Genomic DNA, 14,523 nt, shown 5'->3' with positions numbered 1-14,523 from the left:
CACAGCACAAGCTATCTAAAATTACACTCATTCACCATCTTTTAATCTAAATTAACAATGCAATTTGAATTGTAGCTTACATTTACAAACAATAAAATAAATGAGAATTATTTACATTATCTTTAATCTTATGAATATCCCACCTCGACCATTTAAGCTTACCGTAATCGCCTGCGCGATTTGTTATGCAAACCTCACCTATGCCCAAGATGCACAGGTACAAGCTTTACAGACGATTCAAGTTAAAGCATCAAATGCTGAACAGTCTTCTGAACAAACTAAAGCATATAATGTTAAAAATTCGAGTAGTGCAACCAAGCTTAATATTGAGGCTAAAGAAACTCCTCAAACCATTAACGTCGTTACTCGTCAGCAAATTGAAGATTTTGGGCTTACCAGTACCCGAGATATTTTAAGTAATACACCCGGTGTAACTGTAACTGGATTAGAAACAAACCGAACAACTTATACTGCTCGTGGTTTTGATATTTCAAATATTCTGGTTGATGGAATCGGTATCCCTCAAGTTGACAGCTATAACTATAATAATAGTGATGCAGATAGTTATTTCTATGATCGTGTTGAAATTGTCAAAGGTGCTGATGCCCTGACAAATGCTCTAGGGGATCCTGGCGCTACAATTAATTATATTCGTAAACGTCCCACTAAAGAATTTCAAGCAAATGCCGGGGTGAGCTATGGTTCATGGGATACACAACGTTATGAAGCGGATATCTCTGGTTCTCTTACACAAGATGGACGAGTACGAGGACGTCTTGTAGGTTATGAGAAAGTAGGAGATTCTTATCTAGACCGCTATTCAGAAGAAAAGAATGGATTTCAAGGAATTTTAGAAGCTGACGTTACAGACACCACAAATGTTTCAGCAGGATATTCGAAAACTCATCAATACGCTAATGGTTCTCAATGGGGTGCTCTACCCTTGGTTAACTCCAAAGGTGAACCATTAAGTTATTCTCGTAACTATAATTATGCACCGTCATGGACATACTACGATTGGGAAATAGATAATTACTTTGCCAATATTGAACAAAAATTATGGGGAGACTGGAAGTTAAGATTAGGCTATAACCTTAAGAAATCAGATGTTAAAGATAAAATGCTTTATCTCAGTGGTTTTCCTTCTGCTACTGACAATACGTCTGGTATTTCACTATATCCAGAAATTTATAATCAGAAATTTAAAGAAACTACTGCTAATGCAGACATTCAAGGTACTTTTAATTTATTAGGACAGCAACACGAAGCAAATATTGGTTATAACTGGTCAAAATATAGTGCTCAAAGTGTTTATTCATATGGCAGTAGTTTAGGTGTTATTACCACAGACTTACCAAGCTGGACTCCTGAAGAACCGACTTGGGGAGACTTTACCTATGCAGACCCAGAAGAAAGAACCATGAAGTCCGTTTACGGTGCGACTCGTCTTCATTTAGGTGAGGATCTTAAATTTATCTTAGGTGCCAACTACACTGAAATCGATACTTTAGAATATAAAAAGAATAAAGTTTCTCCATATGCAGGTATTACATATAACTTTACTCCTGAATATACAGGTTATATGAGTTATACCTCTATTTTTAGACCACAAACTGTTATTGATCTTTCTACTAAACAAACAGCTGTACCAGTAGAGGGTGAAAGCTATGAATTAGGTGTAAAAAGCGCTTGGTTAGATGGGGCTTTAACAGGAAATATCGCAATCTTTAGAACAGATGAAGATAATTTTGCACTAAACCCATTATGGGATCCGCTTTATAACAAATACTCATCTCCAATCGGAACAATTAGATCGCAAGGTGTTGAGGTCGGATTAACTGGAAAATTAACTGATAACTTAGATTTGGTTTTTGGTTTTTCAACATTTAGTCTAAAAAATATGGAAACGGGTGAAAGAGGCAGACCTAATATTCCAACTCAAACGCTTAACGTTTTAGCTTCTTATACTGTTCCACAGATTCCAAAATTAAAAGTTGGTGCAAGCATTAAGTGGCAAGATGATATACATGACACCTCTTACTTAACTGTAAAACAAGATGCGTATGCATTGCTTAACGTTATGGCCAGTTATGATTTAAACGAACATGTACTGTTCCAAATAAATGGAAACAATCTAACAAATGAAAAATATTTGACAGGTTTATCTGGTGGCCAAGGTTACTACGGTGCTCCAGCCAATTATACAGTTGCTGTAAAGTTTAAATATTAATACCGTAGCCAATCCCAATTTAGGGATTGGCTTTACTTATTATTCTTTGTTTATGTGTCAGTAAAGATGTCCAAAACTGTAAATCTCCCTGTGTCATATCGTATAAAAGTTTTCTATCGATTCTTGCTAGTTTTCGGTATGGGCTTTGCCTGTATGGCGTGTTTAAGTCTTGGACTCACTGGAATTTTCCTTTTGAATCTGGACAAAGCTGAGGCTATCTATCTTTCAGCATTTATATCGATTTTATTTTACGTAGTCTTTGTAATTGTTGGTTTCTGCATTCAATCATTAGTGCGACTGACCATTTTATCAATCGCACTATTTGCCCTTTTCTTTATTGTGACACGGACGGTGGGTTATGCATAAAGGTATACGTCAATCTATGGCATGGCTACACTCATGGACTGGCTTAATTTTTGGATGGCTCGTATTTGCCATTTTCTTAATGGGTAGCCTATCTTATTACCGCCACGAAATTAATTTATGGATGCAGCCTGCACTTGCGCAATATGAAGTAAAGCAAGATATTGCTATTAAAACAGCATATCAATATTTACAAGAAAACGCTCCAGACGCCAAATCTTGGTACTTAACTGTGGCTACACCAGAAAGTCCTGTCAACACCATGTATTGGGAAAAAGCTGACGGCGGTTATGGTAATGCCACACTTGATGCTAACACGGGAAAAGAACTTCAACTTTCGGCAACCCTAGGCGGAGATTTTTTTTACCGCTTCCATTACCAACTTTTTGGCATTCCAATAATAGTTGGGCGATTAGTCGTATGTCTTGCCGCATTTATTATGCTGATTGCTTTGGTTTCAGGCATTATTACCCATAAAAAAATATTCACTGACTTTTTTACTTTACGTACATTTAAGTCTCAGCGTTCGTGGCTAGACTTTCACAATATTTCTTCAGTCGTTGCACTGCCCTTCTTTTTAACTATTACATTTACGGGCTTAGCTATTTTCTTTTATTTATATCTGCCTTGGGGAATGCAAAAGATTTACCCTGAAAACCCTTATCAATATTTTACCGAAATACGTACAAAGACTGTACTTGAGAATCAATCGATTCAACCTGCTCAAAACTTAGCGATTGAGAAACTGCTGAGCCAAGTTCAACAAAGTTGGGGCAACCAACCTTTATCAACAATGAGTATAAAAAATCCAAATACCAATCAAGCTCAAATTACATTTATTCAAAAAGAAGACCGCACTATTACTCGAAATCAGCCTCAAATTACATTAAATGCTTCAACTGGCAAAGTCTTGGCAGATACACGTAATCATAGCCCTATTGCAACATTGAATGCGGGTGTTTATGGCCTGCACATGGCAACATTTGCTCAGCCTTTACTTCGTTTAGGATTCTTTTTCTCAGGCATTTTAGGCTGTGTAATGATTGCCTCTGGTTTGTTACTTTGGAGTCTTAAACGACAAATTCAAAATAAAAGTAGTCAGTTTCATTTCGGGCACTATTTAGTTGACCGTTTAAATGTTGCAGCGTTTGTTGGCTTACCTTGTGCAACTGTCGTCTATTTAAGCGCCAATCGATTGTTTACAGTCACGTCAACCACGATCAATTATGAAATTTATAGCTTTTTCTTGGTTTGGTTAATCAGCTTGATCATTGCATTAATCACTAAAAAGCAGCATTTGTGGCGAACTCAACTTAGCGTTTTTATTATGCTGTGTCTTGCACTTCCAATCTTAAATCTAATTTATTTACTTAAACATGATTATGTGCAAAACCTCAGTGATTATTGGGCCTTTGCACGTGTAGATGTATTTTTGTGGATCTTCGCAGTATTAGCCATTTTTATATTCTGCAAAATTCAACCTATCCAGCATAAAGCCGTAGAAAAAATTCAAAAAAAGCTGAATAAATTAAATACTGAGGTGAACTTATGATTTGTATTGCTTTCATCTTAATTTTATTAGGAATGTATTTGTTGTTTATGGCGAGCGAAAAATATCAATCGCCGAAATCAACAGGTCATTTCAAATCGTTAGCTCAAAAATATTACCGGCACTTTAAAATAGTTGCATTCATGCTATTTGGTTTATGCGCATTTATTCTTATTCAACACTATAATTTTTCAATTGGTTTTGTTAGTTGGTGGATCTTTGCAACGCCATTAACTTTTCTTCTTATACTTTTGATTAACCCACTAAAGTCACCCAAATAATCATTTTCTTTAAAAAATGATGAAAAATAGTACAAGCTAAGCAAAATTTTGATTGCTTAGCTTTTTTTTGCATAAGCAAATCATTATTCATGACAACTGTTTATCTCTAAAAGGAATAAGATATGTGCGTTTCGTGATAAGTGGCGATAAAGATGTCTGGTGCTTTTGAATTTATCTTAGCAGGTATGTTAGTTGGTTTCTGTGTAGGGATTACAGGAGTTGGTGGTGGATCATTAATGACACCAATTTTAATTGGCCTTTTTAGAATTGAACCTCATATCGCGATTGGTACCGATTTACTTTATGCTGCAATCTCAAAATTTTGTGGATCAATGGTTCACGCTAGAAAACTCAATATTGTCTGGCCAATTGTTTTATGGTTAGCCGTAGGTAGTATTCCTGCATCTTTCGGTACTTCATGGGTACTTGAGCATTATTTAAGCCAGTCAACACACTATAAAGCTGTACTCACCATGGTATTAGGTTTTATGTTGACCTTAACTGGTGTTTCCATCATTTTCCGTACGCGCATTGAAAAGTTCTTTAATAAATTCAGATCTAAAGAAGTTACCCAAACTGAAAGTGAGCAATTGGCAATCCATAAAAAACGTAGCTTTATCGTGATTATGGGAATCATTTTAGGTGTATTCGTAACCCTTTCATCAGTTGGTGCGGGTGCATTTGGAATCATGGCTCTTGTGATTATGTTCCCGAACTTGCCAATGATCCGAATTATTGGGTCGGATGTTGTACATGCAGTATTGCTTACCTTGGTGGCTGGCCTTGGACACATGAGTGCTGGTAACGTCGACTTTACACTTCTGATGTGGTTATTGGTGGGTTCAATTCCAGCAATTATTATTGGAACATTAATTAGCTCTCGTATGCCTGAACGTTTAATCCGAAAAATTCTAGGGATTACCCTATTTGCCCTCGGTGTTAACTTTATGGTTCATCCAGTCAAAGCAAAACCGAAAGCACCTGTGATACAACAACAAGCAGTAGTTGCCGAAAAAACAGGCAACTCGACTGAAAGATAGTAAAATCAATAGGATTTTTCCAATCTGAAATACCATGAGATGTAGTATTTTCATAATTATTTCATGGTATATTCAGTACACAAAACAACCTTTAGTATGATCGAACCAGTGACAGCAATGACTACACATTCAAATTCCGTTTCAAAGCCAGATATCGACGACGTTAATATTAAAAGCATTCAAACTCTTGTAACACCAAATGAGCTTAAGTCAGAACTTCCTTTATCTGATGTTGCTTCGCAAACTGTTCTAAAAGGCCGCGAAACTATTCGTAATATTTTAGATGGTTCAGATAAACGTTTGTTTGTTGTTATTGGTCCTTGCTCTATTCACGACCCAAAAGCTGCTCACGAATATGCTGATCGCTTAAAAGCGCTAAGCGAAAAGGTTAAAGATACCCTATATCTAGTTATGCGTGTTTATTTTGAAAAACCACGTACAACAATTGGTTGGAAAGGCCTAATCAATGACCCAGATATGAACGACTCATTTAACATCGAAAAAGGTTTACGTATTGGTCGTAAACTCTTGCTTGAGTTAAATGAAAAAGGTTTGCCATGTGCAACTGAAGCACTTGATCCTAACTCTCCCCAATACTATCAAGACTTAATTTCATGGTCTGCGATTGGTGCACGTACAACCGAAAGCCAAACTCACCGTGAAATGTCTTCTGGCTTATCTTCACCAGTTGGTTTTAAAAATGGTACAGACGGTGGCTTAACTGTTGCAACCAATGCGATGCAATCTGTTAAATATGGCCATAGTTTCTTAGGCCTAAATGAAGATGGCCAAGTTTCAATTATTAATACAAATGGTAACCCTTATGCACACGTTGTATTACGTGGTGGTAATGGCAAACCGAACTATGACGCAGGCTCGGTTGCAGAAGCAGAAAATGCTTTAGCAAAAGCTAAAGTGAGCAACAAAATTATGATTGATGCAAGCCACGCTAACTCGAATAAAGACCCGTACTTACAGCCGCTTGTTCTTAAAAACATTACTGAACAGATTTTAGACGGCAATAAGTCAATTGTAGGTATTATGGTTGAAAGTCATCTAAAAGGCGGCCGCCAAGATATTCCTGAAAATCTTTGTGATTTAGAATATGGCAAATCAGTAACGGATGGTTGTATTGACTGGGAAACTACTGAAAAGACCTTGCTTGAAATGCATGAAGCTTTAAAAGAAGTTTTACCAAATCGCTAATTCATCTTTTTAAGATTGAAAATTAAGCTCTCATTCTTGAGGGCTTTTTTATTTTTGGATGAAACTCAAAATTAAACTAAATAAAAATAACTCAAAACAAAAGCAAAAAGGAGTACGGTTTCACTTAGTTCAATCGCTGCACCAACTGTATCCCCCGTAATACCACCAATTCTTTTTACAAACAGATGTCTTAAATAAACGAGACTTATTAAAAAACTAATGATGGCAATAAGCCCTTGCAACTCCCAACACAAAGGTAATAGTAGAACGAACCCAGTGATTATCCATGAAGTTGTTTTAGGTAAGTGATCTGTCAAAGAACGCCCTAAACCTTTTTCACGTACATATGGTGTAGTTAAGAATAAAATAGATGGCACCACACGCCCAAGGATAGGAACAAAGACTAAAAATAACGTTTGATGCTGTTCAATCAATACATAAACCAATGCGAATTTGAGCAAACATATGATAACTAAGCTGAGGACTCCAATTGGACCACAACTTGGATCCTTCATGATTTGTAAAGTTCGTTGTTTATCACCAAAACCGCCTACCCATGCATCTGCCGTATCTGCTAGCCCGTCTAAATGCAGCCCACCTGTTAGCCAAATCCATAAAGTCATTATGATGGTAGCAAGCAAAAGAACGGGTAACTTAACTAAAAGACACGAGATAAGAAAAAGAACGCCACCAATAATCAGCCCAACCAGTGGATAAAACAAAATAGCACGACCATTTTGTTGCGCCGTTGGTATAGTCTTTAACTCAATAGGCAGAACAGTTAAAAATTGCAATGCAATCCAAAAAGGTGTCATATCCAAGTCTCTAACTGGTCTATATTTAAAAACAAATTGAATTATGAAGAAATAAAAATGGGAATAGCAATCCCTATTCCCATTAAAGACTTCAAAAACTGAAAATCTATTGCATTTGATAGCACTGTTTCAATTTGATGTAGTCGTAGTAAAAACTGGTTGGGGTATAACGTGCATAGTTACATGCAGATTTGAACAAAGTTTCTTTTTCGTTATAAAGCATTTTAACCAAAGTAGAGCCTTGGCTATTTTGATAAATATCCCACTGTACATTTGCAGCCATAGGTGAAACTACTTCACCGCGCCATGTGTTTGTTGAGTAATTATAAGTCTGGCGAAGCGGTAAAGGCTGCATCATATTATGTAAATCTAGACTGGTTGCTAGAGGAATAATAATTTCAGCATGGGCAAAACGTAAAACTGCTTTGTATGGTTGGGTTTTATTTACAACCGCATCAACTTGTTGGAACAAGTCCTGTTTGAGTCCTTGGGCAATTTCACTTGTGACTTGATTTGACTCTGTGAAACTTGGACCTTTTTCATAAAAATCATTCGCATCATTAAATTCAGCATAAAATTTTGCAGCGTCCAAAGGCATATATTTATCAAAATCAATACCTTTTAACTCATCTTTCATGCCGCCCGAAATTGAATAGAGCTCATAAATATAAGCTGCTGCATCTACTGCACTAGCAATCGTATTTTTGCCCTTACCTTTTTCTGTAATTTGCTCACCTTTAGGTGAAGTGACTGTAAAAGATCCAGTGTTGCTAAAACTATAACCTGTTGTACCAAGTTTTTTAATAAAGTCTGCTTTAAAAATCGGGCTGAGCACTGTTTGAGCTGTTTTTTCAGCCTCGGTATTTTTCGATAACTCATCTAACTTTTGTGCTAAATCTTTATTATTTTCTTCAAAATCTTGATAGGCCTGACTAGCATCATAAATTTTTTGTTGGCTAGCACTCAAGGGTTGAGCTAAGTCTTCGTCTGCATTCAAACTATGAAAATAGAGTTTGAAACGATCAACGCCACCATCTTCAACACTTGGCACGCTTTCACTCGATAAATTGGTATAAGACAATGGAACAATTTTATCTTTCAGTGGCGGTCGTTGTTTGATGAGTTCAGCAGTGAAGAACTTAGCACTATCTACCGCACGATCCACCCCAGAACTTTGTACCAATATAGATGCTTGCGAGTTTAAAAGACTTGGTAAGCGCTGTAATAAGCGATCGGCAATGCCGCGGTGTTCTAAAATACCAGTCATGGTTTCATTCCCATAACCATACTGGCGGATCCCTTCCACGCCATAACCTAATAAGATATTTGCCTTCATCATGGCTTCTAAATCAGCACCTAATTGCTCACCTAATGGTGTTAAGGCATTTTCTGATTTTGCCTGTTTCCATAAATTATAAAGTGCCAAATCATATTTCAGACTTGAGAGGCCTCTTGAACCGTGACGCGCCACTAGCTCTGTAAAAACTGGCTGGAATCCATTCGGTGCTTGTTCATAGTTTTTTATTTCTTGTTGCGGTTGGTAAGGTGTTTTTGTTTGATAATATTTTGATGGGTTTGTGGATGGTACAGCTTGAGCTTCTTGATCATCATTATTATTACAAGCCGCGAGTAATAGTGATGCTGCGAGCATAGTTGTTTTAAATAAAATATTCATAAGCCAAAATGTGTGATTAATAAGAAATGCCAATAGCTTAGTTTTTAGCAATGACAGTTCTATTACATAGACTTAAATATCTTTATAAAAATAATAACTTACAAGTGTATAAAAATATAAAACTACTATCTTAATATAAAAGTTAATTGACCATCTGTTTCAGAAAATTCAAGAGAATATAATTTCCCAAGTTCTGCCGGCATTTTAAGTAAGTCATCTAGAGGCTGTTGTCTGGCTAAGCAAGCCAATAGCTTAATTACACCGCCATGAGTTATAACCAGTGCATGCTGTAAGTTTTGCTTTTGCATATGCTTCAGCAAATCTTGAAAGCCTTTAAGGACCCTTATTTGAAACTGGTTTAATGTTTCTGCGCGAGGTGGACAATATTGACTAGGTTTTTGCCAAAAATTTGCAAGTAATTCAGGTGAGGTTTCATAAATTTGCTGAGTTGAGACGCCTTCCCAATCACCAAAATACATTTCTTTTAAGTCCTGATTTAGAAGTAAAGGCAGCTGAGTTGTCTTCGCAAGTTGCTCAGCAAAACAAGCACAACGCTTTAATGATGAACTTATAATGACATCCCATGGCTGATTAGCCACTTGCTCAATGGTTGACTGCATTTGCTGCCAACCTTTTGCTGTTAACTCATCATCTAAATGGCCACGTAAAGTATGGCTATATTGACTTTCACCATGTCTGAGCAAATCAATTCTAAATTTACCCAATTTTATCCCCACTTACGGCAGCTTGAGCAAAGGTAGCCATTTGGTTGTGTAATACACATGCCATTTTAACCAATGCCAAAGCAGCGCCAGCACCACTACCTTCACCTAAACGTAAATTCATTTTTAAAATCGGCTCAGCATTGAGTTCTTGTAAAATACGCTGGTGTCCATATTCTGCCGATTGATGGCCAAAAAGCATCCAGTCACGCACTTTAGGGTTCATCCGCACTGCGCATAAAGCAGCGACCGAACTAATAAAACCATCGACAATGATAGGTAAGCCCACCTGCGCACAGCGGATATAAGCACCAGTAATTGCCGCAATTTCCAAACCACCTACGGCGCATAATGTTTTGAAGACATCACCGACGACATGTTTATGGTGAAGTTCAATTGCCTTTTCAATCACTTCAATTTTATGTCTTAACTGATCGGCACCAATTCCTGTACCAACTCCAGTTAATTGCTCGGCAGTATCATTTAATAAAAGACATGCTAAGGCAGAAGCAGAACAGGTATTTCCTATACCCATTTCACCAGCAATATAAATATCTGCTCCATTCGCTTTAGCAGTATCTACACTTTTTTTCCCTAACTCTAAGGCAGCACGGCACTCGTCAGCATTCATTGCAGCTTGTTTGGCAAAATTTGCTGTACCGGCACGAATACAATGGCGTTCAACGCCCGCGTATTCGTATGCTTCACCAACTGTACCGCAATCAATCACTTGTAAATGTGCTTGATGATATTTGGCAATGACACTAATTGCTGCACCACCAGTCGTGAAGTTTTGTAACATTTGACGGGTAACGGCTTGAGGATATGCAGAGATATTTTCTTCAACCACGCCATGATCGCCAGCAAAAACTGTAATCCATGGATGGTTAATGTGTGGATGCGCATTTGATTGCAAACTAGCAAGTTTTACTGCTATCAGTTCTAGATCACCTAAAGCACCTGTAGGTTTGGTCAGTTGAAGCTGGTGTTGCTCAGCTTGTTGTTTTGCGTCCACATCAGGTTGCTGTACAGATTGTAACCACCAGTTCATTTTATTTCTCACCTTTTAAAATCATTGGAAAACCAGCCACACAAAACACAACCTTATCTGCAATTTGCCCTAGAGCTTGATGTAGTCTGCCTGCTTCATCGACAAACCGACGACTGATCTCACCGAGTGGTACAACACCAAGACCAGTTTCATTACTTACTAAAATAATTTCTGACTGAAGCGTGGGTAAAATTTTTAACAGCTGCTCACATTCAAATTTCTGAACATTTTGATCTTCTAAAAGTAACAAATTGGTTAGCCAAAGTGTTAAACAATCCACAAGAATAATTTGATTAGGTCTATCAATTTTTTGCAGCATTTTTGCTAAATATAAAGGTTCTTCAACCAAGGACCAGTGAGAAGGACGCTGCTTTTGATGATGGGTTATCCGACTTTGCATTTCAGAATCTAGCGCTTGCGCCGTTGCAACATAGGTGACAGCTAATTGCCTGTCTATTGCCGTTTGTTCAGCCAGTCGGCTTTTGCCAGAACGGGCTCCACCCAAAATCAGTTGCAACATGAATCACCTAAAAACAAATGCTCAGATGGATATAACTTACCTTGTAAAGTTTGAGCTTGATAATAACCAAATGTTAAATGCTCGACTTTAAGATCAAATTCAGCGTATTTGTATTGTACAGGTAATTGAGAAATTTTATGTAAAATCAAATCACTACTATAGTCTTTTTTATACAACCCCAATGTAATGTGCGGGCAATAATCTAAAGCCGCAATTTCATTAGAAATTAAACCTAACTTTTGGCGTATTTGAGATAAGATATTTTCGGTGTCTCCTATTTCTACAAATAAAGCGCTACTAAAACTATCGACTGAACCAATTTTTAAATGAAGCGGAGCAAGATCTTCTTTTCTTAAGATTTCTCTTTGCTGCCCAAATTCACCAAAACTAAAGTCATCACTATAAATTTTAGTTTCATGAGTTAAGAATCCACATATAAATAATGTGACATGATATTGACGGCTATTGGGTTCTAATAAGAATTCTGAAAAATGCGCACGCAATTGATCTAGATAATGAACTAATTTCCGATCATTAATTTCTAGATACCATAAAGCGTAATTTTGACGCCCAAGGTGCCACTCGGGATAATCCCGTATAGATGTTGGCACCATGAACCTCGAGGGTTTTAGCAGCACAGCTTTAATTCAAATCATTCAATTTTTGTATTAAAGCATGTTTGCCTTTCGGTTGTAGAGCATTAATTACTTAAAAGAATTTAGGCATGTTGAGTACTCGCATTTTTTGAATTGGTAATTTTCATGTTTAAAGGCTGTTTACCTTGTTCAGAAAATAAATATTGAACTAATAGTGTTAACTCAACTTCAAGTTGCCCTTTTTGAGCGGCACTCATATCCAGTTTTTGTACTTGGTCGTGTAAATGTTTAATTGCATCAGTCTCTTCAATTTCTAAAAATTGAATCGCATAGGCATAACCTAGCGCAGCACCTTTTAAAAGGTTTTTATAAGGTAAATCATGACGAATATTCACTGCAATTGATTCCATGACACGTTCATTATGATTGAGTTTGCGTAGTGGATCTCTAGCTACGCGTTGACAAGGATCTTTAAATGCATATTCACATGAGTCTAGAAAGCTTTGTGCCATACGATCCAAATCTTTTGCATAGTTAGGCAATACTATTGCAAGTCCCTGCTTTACTTCTCTAATTAAGTTTTCTGCAAAGGCTTTAACTGAATGATCACCCATGGCGATACCAATAGATTCATAACCTAGTAAAGATGCATACCAAGCAAGCATGGCATGCACGCCATTCCATAGTCGGTTTTTGATTAATTGAATGTCTGTAATCTGATTAACCAAGACAACTTGACGCAACTTTTCGAGTAAAGGGCTGCCTTTTTCTACATAAATTGGCATATCCGTTTCGCTATGAAACAGAATCAAGTCCATGCTTTGTAATATATGGCCTGGCTGGAAATTACGGCGCATGTTATCAACATATAAAGATGCCTGGTTTTGCTGGTCTTGAGTCAGTTTATTAAAGTCTTCAATTTCGATTTGTTCCTCGTTTTCCACATCTTCTAAATGCTGTTCAAGAAAATTATGCTTAATACGAATTTGGCGATATAAATTTTGATTAGATAGTTTTGAAACCATACGGTTTACAACGGTGTCGCAAAAGTAATGTTCTTTTAAAATATGCTCCGTCACATCTTCATCATTGGTTAACTCTAGTAGAGCATCTTTAAGATGCTTCATAACCAAATATTTCGCGCCGACTTTATTTAAAATAATTAGAAAAGTTAACGGCTCAATACATGTTTCAAGTGATGAGTTAAAACGTGCATATAGCCCTTTTGCAATTATTTTTGCCTCAACTTCGATGGCCTGTTCGGGTAAACACAGTGCGATCAAACTTGAATGGGTATACATCTCCAACATTTGTTGTTCATTTTCAGAATCAACAATGGTCATATTCTCAATACGTTCATCATAAGAAAATTGCCCATAGCGAATGCTATATGTTCCAAATGCATTTACGGCTTCGCGAAAAAGACTATTTCTTGTAGAAGCAATAATACGTTTTGGCTTTGTATATCCATCCCAATGTGACAAGATCTGCGCTATATAACCTCCGCCAATAGCACCGAAACCATGTATCCCAACTGTAAGCTGATTCAGACTTTGCGGAAAAGATTCCTGCATTTCCGGCATGTCCATAACAGGGATAAATTGGTCGAGATCGGTTAAAAAGTCATACATCTGATCATAATAAAAATGTGCTTTTTCCAGCATTTCATCATTTGGTTCTTTAATATCTTTTAATAAAATCGTTAAACCTTTTGAAGTGTGAGCTGAAGTTAAACCATTTTCAGAATCTTCAAACATAAGACACTGGTTAGCATCCAAGTGAAGTTGACTAGCAGCTTTTAAAAAGATTTCTGGATGTGGCTTTCCTTGCTCTACTTCATCACCACAGGTAATCACATCAAAAAATTTATAAACATTCGCATTAATTAAATATTCTTCGGCAATTGCCCTACGGCTTGAAGTCGCAACAGCCATTCTTAAACCAGATTTTCGTAAACGTTCTAAAACTTGAACCAAACCTTTTTTAATCGGTACGCCGTGTTTTCGAATATATTCGAGTTCCATCTCATCAGCTTTTTTTCGAATTTCTTTATATGGAACATTTACGCCATATAGACGTTGAGCCAGTTGCTCAGCAGTAGTTGCACTTAAGCCTAAACATTGCATTAAATATTCGTGTGAAAACTCCTGTCCAATGAGTTCTTGAGATGCCTGTTGCAATGTTTGAAACCGTAATCGCTCAGTGTCAAACATTGTCCCATCCATATCGAAGATAGCTCCGTGAACAGGTTTTCCATGAAAAATAAGCACGTTTTTACCTCTTTTTTTGATCATGTTTTATTCAGGGTATACAAAAAAATGGCTAAAAAGGTAGGATGTTAATAAATGAAACATTAGTGGTTATTTTTTAATCAAAAACATACTCGATCTGTTACTGTATAGAGTTAAATGTCCAAAAGAGTTGAAATGTATAAATAACTATGAACCTAACTTTAACCACAAAAACAGCAGGCCA

At 36.9% G+C, this 14,523-nt stretch carries 14 protein-coding genes; 6 read left to right on the top strand and 8 right to left on the bottom strand.

Translation table 11 applies throughout. The annotated features are described in order from the left end of the window. Window positions 1–130: 130 nt before the first annotated feature. From J580_RS06985 to J580_RS0103940, 4 genes are all read left to right on the top strand, one after another. Window positions 131–2,230, top strand: a complete 2,100-nt coding sequence (locus tag J580_RS06985; protein WP_032003569.1) for a TonB-dependent siderophore receptor — start codon at window positions 131–133, stop codon at window positions 2,228–2,230. A gap of 66 nt (window positions 2,231–2,296) precedes the next feature. Beyond that, complete coding sequence (locus J580_RS0103945) at window positions 2,297–2,596, top strand: hypothetical protein (RefSeq protein ID WP_032003568.1); 300 nt, start codon at window positions 2,297–2,299, stop codon at window positions 2,594–2,596. Beyond that, entirely contained in the window at window positions 2,589–4,145 is a 1,557-nt protein-coding gene (locus J580_RS06980; RefSeq protein WP_032003567.1) for a PepSY-associated TM helix domain-containing protein, read from the top strand. Before J580_RS0103945 ends, J580_RS06980 begins: the two co-directional genes overlap by 8 nt. Then, complete coding sequence (locus J580_RS0103940; protein WP_032003566.1) at window positions 4,142–4,423, top strand: hypothetical protein; 282 nt, start codon at window positions 4,142–4,144, stop codon at window positions 4,421–4,423. Before J580_RS06980 ends, J580_RS0103940 begins: the two co-directional genes overlap by 4 nt. On the opposite strand, the gene J580_RS22915 is transcribed toward J580_RS0103940, so the two are convergent. Beyond that, the gene (locus J580_RS22915) at window positions 4,398–4,514 is read right to left on the bottom strand and encodes a hypothetical protein (RefSeq protein ID WP_081312007.1); all 117 of its coding nucleotides are present in this window, start codon (window positions 4,512–4,514) and stop codon (window positions 4,398–4,400) included. The two genes, J580_RS0103940 and J580_RS22915, sit on opposite strands and share 26 nt — an antisense overlap. Before the next feature lie 61 nt (window positions 4,515–4,575). Between J580_RS22915 and J580_RS06975 the strand changes: the two genes are divergently transcribed. Both J580_RS06975 and J580_RS06970 read left to right on the top strand, forming a co-directional pair. After that, window positions 4,576–5,463 carry a sulfite exporter TauE/SafE family protein gene (locus J580_RS06975; RefSeq protein ID WP_032003565.1) on the top strand — a complete coding sequence of 296 codons (888 nt, stop codon included), beginning with the start codon at window positions 4,576–4,578 and terminating at the stop codon, window positions 5,461–5,463. A 96-nt stretch (window positions 5,464–5,559) separates the two neighbouring features. After that, complete coding sequence (locus J580_RS06970) at window positions 5,560–6,669, top strand: 3-deoxy-7-phosphoheptulonate synthase (RefSeq protein ID WP_014206644.1); 1,110 nt, start codon at window positions 5,560–5,562, stop codon at window positions 6,667–6,669. Between the two features lie 71 nt (window positions 6,670–6,740). Here J580_RS06970 and J580_RS06965 read toward each other — a convergent pair whose 3' ends face one another. The 7 genes from J580_RS06965 to mtlD form a co-directional block, all read right to left on the bottom strand. Next, the gene (locus J580_RS06965; protein ID WP_032003563.1) at window positions 6,741–7,484 is read right to left on the bottom strand and encodes an adenosylcobinamide-GDP ribazoletransferase; all 744 of its coding nucleotides are present in this window, start codon (window positions 7,482–7,484) and stop codon (window positions 6,741–6,743) included. Window positions 7,485–7,590: 106 nt separating this feature from the next. Beyond that, window positions 7,591–9,159, bottom strand: a complete 1,569-nt coding sequence (locus J580_RS06960; RefSeq protein WP_032003562.1) for a histidine-type phosphatase — start codon at window positions 9,157–9,159, stop codon at window positions 7,591–7,593. A 125-nt stretch (window positions 9,160–9,284) separates the two neighbouring features. Further along, window positions 9,285–9,884, bottom strand: coding sequence for a histidine phosphatase family protein (locus J580_RS06955; RefSeq protein ID WP_032003561.1), 600 nt, complete (start codon window positions 9,882–9,884; stop codon window positions 9,285–9,287). After that, the gene (cobT, locus tag J580_RS06950) at window positions 9,877–10,932 is read right to left on the bottom strand and encodes a nicotinate-nucleotide--dimethylbenzimidazole phosphoribosyltransferase (RefSeq protein WP_032003560.1); all 1,056 of its coding nucleotides are present in this window, start codon (window positions 10,930–10,932) and stop codon (window positions 9,877–9,879) included. Before cobT ends, J580_RS06955 begins: the two co-directional genes overlap by 8 nt. Window position 10,933: 1 nt before the next feature. Continuing rightward, a complete protein-coding gene (gene cobU / locus J580_RS06945) occupies window positions 10,934–11,452 on the bottom strand; it encodes a bifunctional adenosylcobinamide kinase/adenosylcobinamide-phosphate guanylyltransferase (RefSeq protein WP_032003559.1) in 519 nt (172 codons plus the stop codon). Next, window positions 11,440–12,066 (bottom strand): 2'-5' RNA ligase family protein, encoded by a 627-nt coding sequence (locus J580_RS06940; protein WP_032003558.1) that lies wholly within the window; start codon window positions 12,064–12,066, stop codon window positions 11,440–11,442. The genes cobU and J580_RS06940 overlap by 13 nt, the downstream gene beginning before the upstream one ends. Before the next feature lie 104 nt (window positions 12,067–12,170). Then, the gene (gene mtlD, locus J580_RS0103935) at window positions 12,171–14,318 is read right to left on the bottom strand and encodes a bifunctional mannitol-1-phosphate dehydrogenase/phosphatase (RefSeq protein WP_032003557.1); all 2,148 of its coding nucleotides are present in this window, start codon (window positions 14,316–14,318) and stop codon (window positions 12,171–12,173) included. Window positions 14,319–14,523 lie beyond the last annotated feature (205 nt).

The sequence above is a fragment of the Acinetobacter sp. 1542444 genome, from assembly GCF_000581835.1.
GTDB lineage: Bacteria > Pseudomonadota > Gammaproteobacteria > Pseudomonadales > Moraxellaceae > Acinetobacter > Acinetobacter pittii.
The sequence above is the reverse complement of the archived record's forward strand: the minus strand, read 5'-3'. Positions and strand labels throughout refer to the sequence as shown.